This is a genomic window from Serratia sp. M24T3 (genome assembly GCF_000257645.1).
Lineage (GTDB): Bacteria > Pseudomonadota > Gammaproteobacteria > Enterobacterales > Enterobacteriaceae > Rouxiella.
Map to the genome: position 1 here is coordinate 1 of NZ_AJHJ01000038.1, position 16299 is coordinate 16299.

Below are 16299 nucleotides of genomic sequence, written 5' to 3' on the forward strand. Positions count from 1 at the left end.
GTTCGATGGCTTCTTTTGATATCTTAATCAGAAAATCTAAATGATAATCATCTTATTCACTTTAAGTCCTTTTACAACCGACTAGTCACTTGAGTTCGTTATCCTTTATCCGAGATCAATTTCCGTTAACCTCTGTCAGCATGGCGCAGCGTCGTTAGGATCGCGTAGGTAGTTGTAACCATGTATGTAAATAACGGTAACAAGATTGACGGCGATAGGTTTAGGTCTTATATCAGTCGGAAGAAGTTTGTAATCGTCTGTAGTTGACCCCTGAGGGGACTGAAATGAAAAAGCTTGCTGCATCACTATTAACCCTGAGCCTGCTCTCACCTACGCTCGCGATGGCGCATCCGGGTGGACATGGATTCAACATTTTGCCTGATGCCGCAGCGGCCGTGGTGATTGGCGGTTTAACTTACTGGGCATTGAACGGAAACTATTATCAGAAAAATGGTGATCAGTATGTTCAGGTTCAAGCTCCACCACAGAGTGAAGCTGCTCCTCAGGATTACGAGCCCTCTCAAGATGAAGCCGCTCCTCAGGATGACACCCCGCCGCCACCTCAAGAGGAAGAAGAGTACGACTCTGCGCCACCAGACCTTTCTCCTATCGACTTCCACGGCGAGCGTTTCTATGTCAGCCACGGGCATTATTACAAACGTGATCCATCTGGCCAGTATTTTGAAATCCCTCGCCCAGACGGACTATAACGTTTTTCAAAAACAACAATAGCAGGCCTAGGCCTGCTGTTTTTAGCTGCTAAAGCGTCTGCGATTAAGCTTTGTGAGAAACCGGCGGTACTGGCTCACGGTCCCCGGCATAGTCGGGTAGTTTAACTTTATAAATCTTGTAAGGCCGCTGCACCAGATCTTTACCTCCCGGCCCACGGTTATAAGCAAGTCTGGCAGTCTGCGGACACGGAATATATAGCTCACGCTGATGGCTAATAAACAGCGCGTCCGGCCCCCAAATCCTGTCATCCTCGACAATTACTTTTAAATCCCCGTCTGGGGTCAGCATGATCACCCTTGGTCGCTGGGCCTCAGCCATGTAAATATTGCCTTTGTTATCAATCGCTGTGCCAGAAAGTGCCGGAGTATCGTAAACAAACTCAACCTGTTGTCCTAACGCCTGTTCAGAAAGCTTTTCATCACGTAGGGACGCAGTGGGAACCCGATACATTGGGCCTGACAATGTTTGATAATAGAGCCATTTACCATCCGGGCTAAGCTCGATGGGATCGGAATTCACCACCTTCGGGCTGCCATCATCTTTCTGAAGCACTGTTCCGGTCTCATCCATCGCCGGACGTTCCAGTTTGGCTTTTATCGAGGGGTGATTTCCTAATCGACGCCATGATTTACCGCTCTCGAGATCGGTATAAATAATACCGCCCAGTCCGGAATCAGTGAAATAAGCATATTTAGAATCAAGACGCAGATCATTGATGTTACCGCCCTTGGGAAGGACGTGTTCGTCGAAGGTGATTTTTTTCAGCAATTTCCCTGTTTTGGTATCAAATTGCAGGATTTTTTGCGCCTTACGGTCGAGTTTTGGATCGCCCTGATCGACCACCCAAAGTGTATCGTCATCGAAAATATGAACCGTATTGATTAAAACAAAAGCGTCGTCACCAGGTTGGCCGGGCTGCCATTCATTCCAGCTTCCGCCAGGGAAAGGTTTGAGAGTGCCATCAGGAAGTAATTCAGCGACTGAGGGGGTTTTTTCATTGGTTGGCCAGCGAGGTAAGCCAACAAAATTGCGACCGGTGCTGGTTACGGCTATAGCATTTGATAGCCAACGCAGACTGGCAACCTGCTTTAGCTCAGAACCAAGCCCCTTGCTTAGGCCATAATCCGTTGCTGCAAATGCCTGCGCCAAATTAGTACCAAGTAATGCCATGGAACCCGTTGTGAGCAAAGAAGCTTTAAAGAAATCTCTTCTGTTCATACCATTTCCTCTGAGTTAAAAAATTCGAATTTTTATTTCAAAAGTTTAACGAACGGAAATAATTATATGTACAGATGAAAATTTTGTATAAAAAAGCCCGAGTTATCGGGCTTTATGGCACTAAATGAAAAAAATCAAGCTTCCCAGCGTTTCAACAGTACGCAGGCATTAACACCACCGAAGCCGAAACCGTTAGATAATGCATAGTTAATTTCATGCGGCTGAGCGGTATTACCTATGATATTCAGGCCTTCTGCTGCTGGATCTTTGTTATCCAGGTTCAGCGTTGGTGGCACGATTTGGTCGCGGACGGCCAAAACGGTGAAGATAGTTTCCAGACCACCTGCCGCGCCCAGCAAATGACCGGTCGCTGACTTGGTAGAAGTAATGGCCAGCTTGTCACCAGTGCCGAACAGATTTTTGATGGCATTGATTTCGCCGAGATCGCCAACTGGAGTTGAAGTCGCGTGAGCGTTCAAGTGATCGACCTGCTCAGGCTTAAGTCCACCCTGACGCAAAGCGATTTTCATTGCACGGCCTGCACCGTTGCCGTCTTCTGCACCGGAAGTCATGTGATAAGCATCACCGCTGGTGCCGTAACCGATGATTTCGGCCAATGGTTTTGCACCACGCGCCAAAGCATGTTCCAGCTCTTCAATCACCAAAATGCCCGCACCTTCACCCATCACGAAACCATCACGCGCGCTGTCAAACGGACGCGACGCTTTTTCAGGATGATCTTCATGACCAGTAGACATGGCTTTTGCCGCGGCAAAGCTGCCCAGGGTCACAGTATCGATAGTCGCTTCAGCGCCGCCACACAGGGCAACGTCGGCTTCATCATTGCGAATCAAACGAACAGCATCGCCAATTGCCTGCACGCCAGCCGCACACGCAGTTACCGGAGCGCCAATTGGCCCCTTGAACTGATGTTTAATGGAAACCTGACCCGCAGCGAGATTGACCAAGAATGAAGGAATAGTAAATGGAGACAGACGCTTAGGACCGCGCTGGTCGTTGGTTCTTACTGCATTGGTAATTGCCGGGAAACCACCGATACCTGAGCCAATAACTGTAGCTGCGCGCTCTTGCTGCTCAGGAGTTTCAGCTTTAAAACCAGACTGCGCGAGCGCTTTGTCTGCAGCAGCCATAGCGAAAAGAATAAAACGGTCCATCTTCTTCTGGTCTTTTGGCAAAACGTGTAAGTCAGGATCGAACCCAGACTCAGGGTCTTGCTCAAGCGATAATACCTGGCCACCAATTTTAACAGTCAGGGTCTCGCAAATTTCAGCAGGCAGAACACCAACGCCTGACTGACCGGCAAGCAGTCGTTTCCAAATGGTTTCGATATCACAGCCGAGCGGGCTCACCGCCCCCATGCCAGTAATTACTACGCGACGATGAGTCATAAATATTCCTCTACGGATCATTCCATTAAAAGTTTAGATGTGAGTAGCACACGTTTTTATAAGTCTGGTCATTTCACCAAACTTCGTAAAACTAAATTTGTAATTACTACAACTCGCTCTTCCAACTGCTCAGGGGTCTTTTCCTCAAGCATTAGCGGATGCGAAAATGGTGTCATCACGCTGGCAATCGCCATACAGACTTCATCCAGCGGCGTTTCAGATTCGAATTCGCCTGATTCACGCCCTTCGAAAATTACCTGTTTCAAAATACTATAAAGCGCAGCGCGGTGATTATTAGCCGAATCCCAATGGTTTGCTGCCGCTACAGCAGCGATATCATGCAGTTTCCGCTCTTCGAAAAACAACGCCAAACTCTTGATTAACAGTGAGGCAAATAGCTCTCGCAACCGGTCCGATGCAGATTGTTTGCTCTGCGCAATCTCTCTGAGTGCATCGTCGATTTGTCCCAGGCAATGAGTGCAAACGGCCTCACCAATAGCCTGTTTAGATTCAAAAAATTTGTAAACGTAAGCGCTTGAAACACCAATAGCCTTCGCCAAATCTGCCACTGAAGTCTTCGAATAACCATAGTGGCGAAAATGATCCAGCGCAGCCTGAATTATCTGCTCTCGGCGTTCATGCAACGCAGGACCACGCTGCGGCAACACAACCGGGATTTCATGTTTCATGCAGCACTCCAGGGCATTATAAAAGCTAGATGTTTAGTTTGAGTTTACAGGTGATAAATATACACATTCGTCACCATAACCCCTAGAAGTTTTATTCAAGGAGATTTACTGCGAGGGATTAATAGATATTCAAGAGGATTTTTATGCAATAAAAAGTAATGCCAATATAAAATTAATTGTTAAAAAATCCAATTAAATAAGCATCTTATTATACTTATACATTAGATTAAATAATTTGAAGTGGCTGTTTTAAAAAAACTCAGTCGAGGCTCCCCTCAAAGCTAATTACTCTATAGTGAGTAATCTTCCGCGTATTTGACTGGCGAAATCTATGTTGCTCACTGTTCTTTATATCATTGGCATAACTGCCGAAGCGATGACTGGCGCGCTTGCGGCTGGCCGTAGAAAGATGGATGTTTTCGGCGTCATTATCATTGCCTGCGCCACAGCAATAGGCGGTGGTACTGTGCGCGATATGGTATTAGGGCACTACCCTCTAGGCTGGGTGAAACATCCACAATATGTTCTGATTGTTGCTGCTGCAGCTATTGTGACCACTTGGCTAGCACCTTTGATGAAGCATCTGCGCAAACTGTTTCTGGTGCTCGATGCTCTGGGCTTGGTGGTGTTTTCTATCATAGGTACACAAATCGCACTGGATACCGGTCATGGCCCGCTGATTGCCTCTATCGCCGCTGTCATCACAGGCGTTTTTGGTGGCGTGCTTCGCGACATGCTGTGCAATCAAATTCCTTTAGTGTTTCAAAAAGAGATTTACGGCGGCATCTCCTTTGCTTCAGCCTGGATCTACATTTTCTTGCAATATCTGTCCGTGCCACAAAATCTGGTAGTTATCGCAACGCTGTTAATTGGCTTTGCCGCCCGCCTGCTGGCGCTGCGCTTTAAGCTTGGCTTACCTGTGTTTAACTACCCGGATTCTGAACACTAGCAGTTTATTCTACAAGGCTACTGGCCTGGCTAAAGGCCGGTATTCCTTCTTGCATCAGTTTTTCAACCATCGCGACTACCTCGGGATGCTCGATAAACCGACGGATCAGCGAAGTACTTTTTACACCAATACCCTGCATCGCCTGCCACTGTTCTGGCGTGATTGCTCTTAATTCAGGCCAATTCGTTGCATTGCCTGTATTTAGCCCCGCGGCAGGAAACCCCAGTGCAGCCATCCATTTTTTAAAGCTTTTTTGCCGCGCAAGTTCTATTTGAGCCAATAACTTACCTGCCTGTTTCTCACTAATACCCGGAACGGCTACCAGCTGTCGATGTGTCAATTCAAGCCAACTCACTAAGCCAGGCAACAGATTAGCATCCAATAATTTACTCCAGGTCGCCAAGCCCAGCCCCGTGATATTTAATCCCTGTGGTCCACTGAGCCAGGCAAGTCGTGACAGGAACTGCTCGCGGCACTGGTTATAAGGTGTAAAGCACGTGAAGGCATCGAGTTTCGAATCTGGAATGAATTTAGAAAGGTTTTTTTCATCTCGTACAGCGACCCGCCAGACTACCTCGTCAATACGCGGAATGCCCTGGCCTGCCAAACTGATAGCCACCCGGTCACCAATAATAATGTCCCACTTTTTAAGCCTCGCAGGTGAACCCAAACTGACTCTGGAGACCTGTTTATCATCCAGCATGATCGGGTTTAAATGCAGAACTACCGATCTCTTCCCGCTTCTACCCACTGTCATTTCAATTCCCGTTACGTCCGTCAGCTTGCGCACCACTGGATACTTCCACGCTACGGCCCAATTGGCGGGGCGGTTGCGCCAAAAACGCCCTTCCGGCTCATCCTGCTGGCGGATAACTATTCCGTCAGTGGTGAAAGGCAGCGGCGCCTGATACCAATTTTCTCGCCATTGCTTAGCCTGCTCAAAATTTTCAACCGGGTGCGTAAACTCGGCAGTTAATGGAAACCCCATTTCTTTTAGTCGCTGAAATCGTGATTGCATTTCCAACGGGCCGTCCGGCCATTCCCAGATAAAAATTCCGATCTGCGGCATTTGCTGTGACGAAGAACGGCGCATCATCGCTCCTGCAACTTTCGAACGGGCATTTAGCCCTCCTGACGCATTCTGATGATGACCGCTCATCATCAGAAATAGCTCGCCCTGTAAAACCAGCCGCTCAGAAGTAGCAGGAATTTTTTGGGGGATTGCGGCTATGTCCATCGCCTTATGAGTCCAATCCTGGCCATAAAGGCCATCACCCCGGCTCAGCAACGAAACCAAGTTTCCCTGCTCATAAACGAGGGTAACCGCTACACCATCCACCTTAGGCTGCACCCAGAGGTTGTTTCTGTTGTTCATCCAACGACTAACAGCCGCGGCATCAGGGAGTTTCTTGAGACCCGTATGGGCAAACGGATGACTTATTTTTGCAGTGCCTCTGGGCAAAGACGGTGGCTCAGAAGGCTGGCTTGCACAGTGCAGCCAAAATTGATGCTTCTCACTCAGGCTATCGTAGGTAGCATCATCAACCGCACTAACGCCAAGCTGGTGATATTGAACATCCCAGTTTTTCAGTTGCACCGACAGTTGGTTTATTTCTTTTGCCCATCTTGATTCGGACCACGAAGGGCAAGCAGATTCAGAAGCGCCACAGGCGCTCCGAATAATAATTAATCCCAAAAACAAAGCAGTGAAATTCAAATAGCGCATGGCGACTCTCCTTGTTGCGCTTATTCAATGCCTTTACCTTTGCCATAACCAGCGGCATTGAACATTCTTTCGAGAGGTCGCGGAAACTTATTTCAGAATTACATAATTGCCATTTATTAATGGAATAAGCCTCGCAAAAAGATGAGTCAGGGCTGTTTTATGCCGATTACTTGCGTTCAAATGTGTCGGAACGCTGCACCCTAAGCGGTGAACGTGTATACTGTGCCGAAGATCACTCTTCTGTATTTTCATTTCAACCCAATCAGCTGAAACGTCAACATGGTCCAAGGCACTTTATATATTGTCTCCGCCCCCAGTGGAGCAGGTAAATCAAGTCTGATTCAGGCTTACCTAAAAACTCAACCGCTCTACGATACGCAGGTCTCGATTTCTCACACAACCCGTCAAGTCAGGCCGGGCGAGAATCACGGCGAGCATTATTATTTTGTCTCCAAAGACGAATTCTGCGAGATGATCGAGAGAGATGAGTTTTTAGAACATGCGCAAGTGTTCGATAATTATTACGGCACTTCCCGCAAAGCCATTGAGCAGGTTTTAGCTTCTGGCGTTGATGTATTTTTAGATATCGACTGGCAGGGCGCGCAGCAGATTCGCCAGCGCATGCCTCAGGCGCGCAGTATTTTCGTGCTGCCTCCGTCGAAAGATGAACTCGATCGCCGCCTTCGTGGCCGCAATCAAGACAGTGAAGAAGTTATCGCTAAACGCATGGCTCAAGCCGTTGCTGAAATGACGCACTTTGCTGAATATGACTATTTAATTGTGAATGATGATTTTGATTTGGCTTTATCCGATCTTAAAACCATTATTCGTGCAGAACGTCTTCGTCTGAGCCGTCAAAAGCTCCGTCATGACGGATTAATCACCAAACTATTGGCAGACTGAAGACACTTTCAGTATTATGCCCAGTCTTTCGTCACCCTGTGGAGTAGCACATATATGGCACGCGTAACTGTTCAAGACGCTGTAGAAAAAATTGGTAACCGTTTTGACCTGGTGTTGGTGGCTGCTCGTCGCGCTCGCCAGCTGCAATCTGGTGGTAAAGATCCACTGGTCGCTGAAGAAAACGACAAATTCACCGTTATTGCCCTGCGTGAAATCGAAGAAGGTCTGATCACCAATCAGATCCTCGACGCTCGCGATCGTCAGGAGCAAAAAGACCAAGAAGCCACTGAGATTCAAGCGGTTACTGCTATCGCCGAAGGTCGCCGTCCAACCTAATCAGCGGGTCTATCTTGTACATCTTTGAAAGCCTGAATCAGCTGATTCAAAAATACCTGCCAGAGGACCAGATCAAGCGCCTCGTGCAGGCATACCTCGTCGCGCGGGACGCGCACGAGGGTCAGACACGCTCGAGCGGTGAGCCGTACATTACTCACCCGGTAGCCGTGGCCTGTATCTTAGCTGAAATGAGACTCGACCATGAGACCTTGATGGCGGCGCTATTACATGACGTCATTGAAGACACGCCTGCGACTTACCAAGACATGGAGCAGTTATTTGGTAAAAGCGTGGCCGAACTGGTTGAAGGTGTTTCAAAGCTAGACAAGCTGAAATTCCGCGACAAAAAGGAAGCCCAGGCGGAGAACTTCCGCAAGATGATCATGGCGATGGTGCAAGATATCCGCGTCATTTTGATCAAACTGGCTGACCGCACCCATAATATGCGCACGCTGGGTTCTCTTCGCCCGGACAAACGTCGCCGCATTGCCCGTGAAACGCTGGAGATATACAGTCCTCTGGCGCACAGGCTGGGTATACATCACCTTAAAACCGAGCTTGAAGAGCTAGGTTTTGAGGCGCTTTACCCCAATCGCTATCGCGTTATCAAAGAAGTGGTGAAAGCCGCGCGTGGTAACCGTAAAGAGATGATCCAGAAAATCCTCTCCGAGATTGAGGGACGCCTGACCGAAGCCGGCATTCAATGTCGTGTTAGCGGGCGTGAAAAGCACCTCTACTCGATTTACCTCAAGATGCACCTGAAAGAGCAGCGTTTCCATTCCATTATGGATATCTATGCTTTTCGAGTGATCGTAAAGGAAGTCGATACCTGCTATCGCGTTCTCGGACAGGCCCATAGCCTCTATAAGCCTCGTCCGGGCAGAGTCAAAGATTATATTGCCATTCCAAAAGCCAACGGCTATCAATCGCTGCATACTTCTTTGATAGGCCCGCACGGCGTGCCTGTTGAGGTACAGATCCGTACTGAAGATATGGATCAGATGGCAGAAATGGGTGTGGCAGCGCACTGGGCTTATAAAGAGAACGGCGAAAGCAACGGCACAACGGCACAAATCCGCGCACAGCGCTGGTTGCAGAGCCTGCTTGAGTTACAGCAGAGTGCGGGTAACTCCTTTGAATTCATCGAGAGCGTTAAATCTGACCTCTTCCCTGATGAAATCTATGTCTTTACTCCGGAAGGCCGCATTGTCGAGCTGCCTGCTGGCGCAACACCGGTCGACTTTGCTTATGCAGTACACACCGATATAGGTCATGCCTGTGTAGGTGCGCGCGTCGACAGACAGCCTTATCCGCTTTCGCAGCCGCTGACCAGCGGCCAGACCATAGAGATCATTACTGCTCCGGGCGCGCGTCCGAATGCGGCGTGGCTAAACTTTGTGGTCAGTTCCAGAGCGCGAGCAAAAATTCGCCAGATGCTGAAAAATCTTAAACGTGACGATTCCGTTTCACTGGGTCGCCGTTTGTTGAATCACGCATTTGGTAGCGGTCGTAAAATCAGCGATCTGCCGCCAGAAAACATCCGCAAAGAGCTTGATCGCATGAAGCTCGGCGAGATGGACGACCTGCTGGCCGAAATCGGTCTGGGCAACGCCATGAGTCTGGTGGTGGCTAAAAACCTAATGGGCGACCAGTCATCAATGGCGACCTCGGGTTCTCGCAATCTGCCAATCAAGGGTGCAGAAGGCGTACTTATCACCTTCGCCAAGTGTTGCCGTCCGATTCCGGGTGACCCGATTATTGCTCACGTCAGTCCAGGCAAAGGTTTGGTAGTACACCATGAATCGTGCCGTAACATCCGTGGCTACCAGAAAGAGCCTGAGAAATTTATGGCCGTGGAATGGGATGACCAGGAAACTGAGCAAGAATTTATCGCCGAAATTAAAGTCGATATGTTCAATCATCAGGGTGGATTAGCGAATCTGACCGCCGCGATTAATGCCGCACAGTCAAATATTCAGAGCCTGAGCAGCGAAGAAAAAGACGGTCGCGTCTACAGCGCGATTATTCGCCTGAGTACTCGTGACCGCGTACATCTGGCCAACATTATGCGTAAAATTCGTATCATGCCGGATGTGATTAAAGTTACCCGTAATAGAAACTGACCTGATGACTCCTGAACGTTATGCGCGCATACGCGAAATGCTGGCAGCCCGACAACCTGATCTGACCGTTTGTATGGAACAGGTACATAAACCGCATAACGTTTCAGCCGTGATTCGCACCGCCGATGCCGTAGGCGTCAATGAAGTCCACGCCGTTTGGCCCACCAGCAGAATGAAAACCCAAGGCTCTTTTGCTGCCGGGGCCAATAGCTGGGTGCAGGTTAAAACGCATAAAACAATTCAGGAAGCCGTTGCCAAAATGAAGGCAATGGGTATGCAGATTTTAGCGACCAACTTGTCAGAGAAAGCCGTAGATTTCCGCGCCATAGACTATACCCGCCCGACCTGTATTCTCCTCGGTCAGGAAAAAACGGGTATCACCCCCGAAGCTTTAGCTCTGGCAGACAGCGATATCATCATCCCTATGGTCGGCATGGTGCAATCACTCAACGTTTCGGTGGCCTCGGCGCTGATTCTCTATGAGGCCCAGCGCCAACGGGAAAATGCCGGGATGTATCAGCGCGAAACCAGCCTGTTAAAAGAAAAAGAACAGCAACGCCTGCTGTTCGAAGGGGGTTATCCGGTGCTGGCCAATGTTGCCAAGCGAAAAAAACTGCCTCGCCCGTTTATTGACGAGACTGGCAGTATTGTCGCTGACGATGCCTGGTGGGCCGCTATGCAAATGACGGTTGCCAGATGAAGGGCCGCCTGCTCGATGCCGTCCCGCTTACGTCCCTGACCGGCGTTGGCGCAAGTCAGGCAGAAAAGCTCGCTAAAATCGGCCTCGAAACTATTCAGGATCTGCTGCTTCACCTGCCTTTGCGCTATGAAGATCGCACACGTCTTTATGCTATCAATGATTTACTGCCCGCGATTTACGCCACCGTTGAAGGTGAAGTGTTGCGTACCGACATTAGTTTTGGTCGTCGCCGCATGCTGACCTGTCAAATTAGCGACGGTACGGGGCTGCTTACACTACGTTTTTTCAATTTTAACGCAGCTATGAAAAACAGTCTGGCACCTGGCCGACGCGTAACTGCTTATGGTGAAATCAAACGCGGAACGATTGGCGCAGAAATCATTCATCCTGAATATCGCGTTCAGGGCGAGAACAGTGAAGTAGTGTTGCAAGAATCGCTGACGCCGGTGTATCCGACTACTGAAGGCATTCGTCAGGCAACCTTGCGTAAACTGACCGATCAGGCGTTATCACTGCTTGATACCCAACCTATTGCCGAACTTCTGCCACAAGAGCTAAGCCGTTCGCTGATGCCGCTATCGCAGGCATTGCATCTGCTGCACCGACCACCGCCCGATATGCAGCTTGCCGATCTTGAAAAAGGCCAGCATCCTGCCCAACGTCGGCTGATTATGGAAGAACTCCTGGCACATAATCTCAGCATGTTGGCGGTTCGCGCCGGAACACAGAGTTACAAAGCTCTGCCGCTGGTCAAAGACCACAAGCTGATGGACGCATTTCTGGCATCTCTGCCGTTTAAACCAACCAACGCTCAGAGTCGCGTGGTCGCCGAAATCGAGCATGACTTAGCTTTAGGTTATCCAATGATGCGTCTGGTACAGGGCGATGTTGGCTCGGGAAAAACGCTGGTTGCCGCTCTCGCCGCACTTTGCGCAATTGCTCAGGGCAAGCAGGTTGGATTAATGGCTCCAACGGAGCTGCTGGCAGAACAGCACGCCAACAATTTTCGTCAATGGTTTGAGCCGCTCGGCATTCAGGTCGGTTGGCTGGCAGGAAAGCAAAAGGGCAAAGCGCGTATCGCACAGCAAGAGGCGATTGCCAGCGGACAAGTTTCAATGGTTGTCGGCACGCACGCCATCTTCCAGGAACAAATTCAGTTTTCGGCGCTGGCCTTGGTTATTATCGATGAACAGCACCGTTTCGGCGTACACCAACGTCTGGCTCTTTGGGAAAAGGGCAAGCAGCAGGGTTTTCATCCGCATCAGCTGATCATGACCGCCACTCCAATCCCGCGCACGCTGGCGATGACCGCCTATGCAGATCTTGACACCTCAGTTATCGACGAACTACCGCCAGGGCGAACGCCGGTCACTACCGTTGCTATTCCTGACACCCGTCGCAGCGACATTATCCAGCGGGTGAAAAGTGCCTGCGTGGAAGAAAATCGTCAAGCTTATTGGGTCTGCACGCTAATTGAAGAGTCAGAAATGCTCGAAGCTCAGGCCGCGGAAGCTACCTGGGAAGGTCTGAAAGTCGCCCTGCCGGAGCTGAAAATCGGTCTGGTTCATGGCCGTATGAAAGCTCAGGAAAAGCAGGCAGTGATGCAGGCTTTTAAGCAGGGTGAAATTCAACTGCTGGTCGCCACCACGGTAATTGAAGTTGGTGTTGACGTGCCAAACGCCAGTCTGATGATTATTGAAAACCCCGAGCGACTCGGACTAGCACAGCTGCACCAGCTTCGCGGCCGCGTTGGCCGTGGTGCTATCGCCTCTCACTGTGTGCTGTTGTATAAAACGCCTTTAAGCAAAACGGCACAAAAGCGGCTGCAAGTTTTACGTGACAGTAATGACGGCTTTGTGATTGCTCAGCAGGATTTGGAGATCCGCGGCCCAGGTGAACTGCTTGGCACACGCCAAACCGGCAGTGCTGAATTCAAAGTTGCCGATCTGCTTCGTGACCAGGCAATGATCCCTGAAGTTCAGCGTATCGCCCGCCATATTCAGCAACAGTATCCTGAACATGCCAAAGCGTTGATCGAGCGCTGGCTCCCGGAACGTGCCCGCTATACCAACGCCTGATCTTCTCTCAATAGCAAACATCTTCACAGCGCGATAATTTTGAACCTCTTCATGCTGGCTTATCTCTAATTATCCACTAAAAATGCTGATAGCAACCGATTGCTTTTATCCTCGATATCATGAAAAATGCCCGCTTTGCGGCTAACCGGGGAAATGCCCAACGTGACTACACAACCAGCCGAGCCAGAAGCTCAGCGCCAGACGGCAGAAACGCCGCGCAGCAGTGAATTAATTTATCGTTTAGAAGACCGTCCGCCGTTGCCACAGACAGTGTTTGCGGCCTGCCAGCATTTACTGGCCATGTTTGTTGCGGTGATTACTCCGGCATTGTTGATTTGCCAGGCTTTAGGCCTGCCAGCGCAGGATACTCAGCACATCATCAGCATGTCGCTGTTCGCCTCTGGTTTAGCGTCAATCCTGCAAATTAAAACCTGGGGACCCGTCGGTTCGGGCCTGCTGTCGATTCAAGGCACCAGCTTCAACTTTGTTTCTCCTTTGATCATGGGCGGTATGGCGCTGAAAAATGGCGGTGCCACCGTTCCTGTCATGATGGCGGCGCTGTTCGGCACACTGATGGTCGCCTCCTGTACCGAGATCCTGCTTTCACGGGTGTTACACCTCGCTCGCCGTATCATCACCCCGTTGGTATCCGGCATCGTGGTGATGATCATCGGCCTGTCACTCATTCAAGTTGGCCTGACCTCAATTGGCGGTGGTTACTCGGCAATGAGTGACCACACCTTTGGTTCACCGAAAAACCTGATTCTGGCAGCCATCGTTTTGGTGGTGATTATCCTGCTGAACCGCCAGCGTAATGCTTACCTGCGAGTGGCTTCTTTGGTGATTGCCATGGCCGTCGGTTATATCGTTGCCTGGGCAATGGGCATGTTGCCTGTGTCTGCACCAGCCGTAGCCACGCATCTGATCACCATTCCAACTCCGCTGTATTACGGACTCGGGTTTGACTGGAATCTGCTGGTTCCGTTGATGCTTATCTTTATGGTGACCTCGCTGGAAACCATTGGCGATATTACCGCGACCTCCGACGTTTCGGAGCAACCGGTCAGCGGCCCGATTTATATGAAGCGCATCAAGGGCGGCGTGCTGGCCAATGGCCTTAATTCGATGCTTTCCGCCGTGTTCAACACATTCCCCAACTCCTGTTTTGGCCAGAACAATGGCGTGATCCAACTGACCGGCGTTGCCAGCCGTTATGTCGGATTCGTAGTTGCATTGATGCTGATCGTGCTCGGTTTGTTCCCGGCGGTGGCGGGTTTTGTGCAGCACATTCCTGAGCCGGTTCTGGGCGGCGCAACCATCGTAATGTTCGGCACTATCGCAGCCTCGGGTGTGCGCATCGTTTCACGCGAACGCCTCAATCGCCGCGCGATCATGATTATGGCGCTGTCGTTGGCCGTCGGCATGGGCGTATCGCAGCAGCCATTAATCTTGCAATTCGCTCCTGACTGGCTGAAAACGCTGCTCTCTTCCGGTATCGCTGCTGGCGGTATTACCGCTATCGTGCTGAATTTGATCTTCCCGCGCGAACCTTGAGATTCAAAACTTAACGCAAATACCACCACGGCGGCAGGGTTATCCCTCCCGCCGTTTTTTTTGCCTGTAACATGGTAACCTATTGAGAAAGATTGCTGATTACGGCATAAACAATTGTACGTTTTTCCGACTTACCCAACGGATATGGATTGCGACGATGAAATTTCTCGGTAAATTGCTGCTGACACTCGTTATGTTGTTGGTTCTGGCAATCGTCATACTGTACTTATTATTGCAAACACGCTGGGCCGCTGGCTCGATTAGCCGTTGGGTAACCGAGAACAGCCAATATCGCCTGTCCATAGATGAAGTCGATCACTCCTGGTCTGCTCCTTCGCGCATCACGCTTAACGGTGTGAAATTCGCCGAGAAAAATAAACCTGATGTTCTTGATGCAGGTGAGGTCGATTTAGACCTGAGCTGGCGTCAAATTACAAATCCATACTATTTTGACCGCGTGGTGCTAGTTAACGGCAGGCTGAATCTCTCCCCCGATCCGCTGACTCTTCCGTTGCAGGCAAATACCTTGCAGCTGAATAATATTTCGCTGGACGGTGACATCGAGCAATGGAAAGTCGTTGGCACCAACGTTAATGCCGGCATCACGCCTTGGCAGCCAACGAAAACCGCAGTTTTGGGCAATAACGCGCAATTCCAACTCAGTGCTGACACGCTGGCGCTGGACACTATTCCGGCCAGCAACGTATTGATTCAAGGGCGAATTGATAACCAGCAGCTGACACTTAGCAATTTTGGTGCCGATATGTCACGCGGGCAACTGACCGGCAAGGCCAGCCGCGGCAGTGACGGTAGCTGGACTCTGGACAACCTGCGCCTGAGCCACGTCCGACTGCAAAGCTCGCAACCGCTCTCCGCTTTTTGGCAGGAATTCATCAAACTGCCGAAAGTAGATATCAAACGCTTTGACCTTATTGACGCCCGTTTGCAGGGCAATAATTGGGCATTTAACGATTTGGATTTGACGGTAACCGATTTGACTCTCGAAAAAGGAGACTGGCAAAGCACTGATGGTCAGCTCTCGTTGAATGCTACAGACTTGATCGACGGTAATCTGCATTTCAACGATCCTAATATTAATCTCGACCTGACGCCGCAAGGCATTAATATCAGGCAGTTTTCGACTCGATGGGAAGGCGGTTTACTGCGCACCTCGGGCAACTGGGAGCGTGCCAGTCACAATCTGAATCTTGATGAGTTAAGCATTGCTGCCTTGGAGTACACGCTGCCGCAAAACTGGCGTCAGCTGTGGCTCGATGCTTTGCCGGATTGGCTTTCAGACGTCACAGTCAGCAAATTCACGGCCAACCGTAACCTGATCATCGATATTTCCCCGGAATTCCCGTGGCAGATTACCGGTGTTGAAGGTTATGGTACTGACCTTAAGCTGGCAGAAAACCATCAGTGGGGGATTTGGTCGGGCAAACTGAATCTTAATGCCGGTGACGCAACCTTTAACAAGAATGACGTTCGACGCCCTTCTCTGGCGCTGGAAGCCAGTGCCGACAAGCTCAACATTACCGGGCTTAGCGCGTACACCAAAGAAGGTTTACTTGAGGCCACAGCTACCGTTAGCCAGCAGCCGCAGCGTAATTTTACCGTGAATCTAAACGGCCGCGCGGTGCCTGCCAATGAACTGCAAAACTGGGGCTGGCCGCAGATCCCGTTGCAGGGCAATGTGAACATGCAATTGACTCTGCAAGGGCAGATGCCCGCCAACGTCGATTTCAAACCAACGTTGAGTGGCACGCTGCACGCCACGGCAAACGAGGGCAAGCAGATACAGCAGCAGATGAGCCAAGGTGTGACTGGCCCGGCTCAGTAGATAAAATTTATTCTTTAAACAGCTAAACGCCCTAAGTCA

13 protein-coding genes are annotated in these 16299 nt (G+C 50.1%); 9 read left to right on the forward strand and 4 right to left on the reverse strand.

Features of this window, described 5'->3' with window-relative positions:
- Positions 1 to 284: 284 nt before the first annotated feature.
- Entirely contained in the window at positions 285 to 710 is a 426-nt protein-coding gene (locus SPM24T3_RS20435; RefSeq protein WP_009638721.1) for a hypothetical protein, read from the forward strand.
- Positions 711 to 774: 64 nt separating this feature from the next.
- Here SPM24T3_RS20435 and SPM24T3_RS20440 read toward each other — a convergent pair whose 3' ends face one another.
- The 3 genes from SPM24T3_RS20440 to SPM24T3_RS20450 all read right to left on the reverse strand — a co-directional run bounded on the left by SPM24T3_RS20440 (position 775) and on the right by SPM24T3_RS20450 (position 4048).
- Entirely contained in the window at positions 775 to 1950 is a 1176-nt protein-coding gene (locus tag SPM24T3_RS20440) for an L-dopachrome tautomerase-related protein (protein ID WP_009638722.1), read from the reverse strand.
- A gap of 134 nt (positions 1951 to 2084) precedes the next feature.
- Positions 2085 to 3359 carry a beta-ketoacyl-ACP synthase II gene (fabF, locus tag SPM24T3_RS20445; protein WP_009638723.1) on the reverse strand — a complete coding sequence of 425 codons (1275 nt, stop codon included), beginning with the start codon at positions 3357 to 3359 and terminating at the stop codon, positions 2085 to 2087.
- A gap of 68 nt (positions 3360 to 3427) precedes the next feature.
- A complete protein-coding gene (locus SPM24T3_RS20450; RefSeq protein WP_009638724.1) occupies positions 3428 to 4048 on the reverse strand; it encodes a TetR/AcrR family transcriptional regulator in 621 nt (206 codons plus the stop codon).
- 331 nt (positions 4049 to 4379) lie between these two features.
- Between SPM24T3_RS20450 and SPM24T3_RS20455 the strand changes: the two genes are divergently transcribed.
- On the forward strand, positions 4380 to 4997 hold the full coding sequence (locus tag SPM24T3_RS20455; protein WP_009638726.1) for a trimeric intracellular cation channel family protein: 618 nt from the start codon (positions 4380 to 4382) through the stop codon (positions 4995 to 4997).
- A 4-nt stretch (positions 4998 to 5001) separates the two neighbouring features.
- Here the strand turns inward: SPM24T3_RS20455 and ligB are convergent, their stop codons facing one another.
- Positions 5002 to 6723 (reverse strand): NAD-dependent DNA ligase LigB, encoded by a 1722-nt coding sequence (gene ligB / locus SPM24T3_RS20460; protein WP_009638727.1) that lies wholly within the window; start codon positions 6721 to 6723, stop codon positions 5002 to 5004.
- 279 nt (positions 6724 to 7002) lie between these two features.
- Here ligB and gmk point away from each other — a divergent pair, with 279 nt between their 5' ends.
- The 7 genes from gmk (at position 7003) to SPM24T3_RS20495 (ending at position 16260) form a co-directional block, all read left to right on the forward strand.
- Entirely contained in the window at positions 7003 to 7626 is a 624-nt protein-coding gene (gmk, locus tag SPM24T3_RS20465) for a guanylate kinase (RefSeq protein ID WP_009638728.1), read from the forward strand.
- A 54-nt stretch (positions 7627 to 7680) separates the two neighbouring features.
- Complete coding sequence (rpoZ, locus tag SPM24T3_RS20470; protein WP_009638729.1) at positions 7681 to 7962, forward strand: DNA-directed RNA polymerase subunit omega; 282 nt, start codon at positions 7681 to 7683, stop codon at positions 7960 to 7962.
- Between the two features lie 14 nt (positions 7963 to 7976).
- Positions 7977 to 10085, forward strand: a complete 2109-nt coding sequence (spoT, locus tag SPM24T3_RS20475; RefSeq protein ID WP_009638730.1) for a bifunctional GTP diphosphokinase/guanosine-3',5'-bis pyrophosphate 3'-pyrophosphohydrolase — start codon at positions 7977 to 7979, stop codon at positions 10083 to 10085.
- Between the two features lie 4 nt (positions 10086 to 10089).
- Positions 10090 to 10785: a tRNA (guanosine(18)-2'-O)-methyltransferase TrmH gene (gene trmH, locus SPM24T3_RS20480; protein ID WP_009638731.1), complete on the forward strand. Its 696-nt coding sequence runs from the start codon at positions 10090 to 10092 to the stop codon at positions 10783 to 10785.
- On the forward strand, positions 10782 to 12863 hold the full coding sequence (gene recG / locus SPM24T3_RS20485) for an ATP-dependent DNA helicase RecG (RefSeq protein ID WP_009638732.1): 2082 nt from the start codon (positions 10782 to 10784) through the stop codon (positions 12861 to 12863). Before trmH ends, recG begins: the two co-directional genes overlap by 4 nt.
- Positions 12864 to 13025: 162 nt before the next feature.
- Positions 13026 to 14417, forward strand: a complete 1392-nt coding sequence (locus SPM24T3_RS20490; protein ID WP_009638734.1) for an NCS2 family protein — start codon at positions 13026 to 13028, stop codon at positions 14415 to 14417.
- Between the two features lie 157 nt (positions 14418 to 14574).
- Positions 14575 to 16260: an AsmA family protein gene (locus SPM24T3_RS20495; RefSeq protein ID WP_009638735.1), complete on the forward strand. Its 1686-nt coding sequence runs from the start codon at positions 14575 to 14577 to the stop codon at positions 16258 to 16260.
- Positions 16261 to 16299 lie beyond the last annotated feature (39 nt).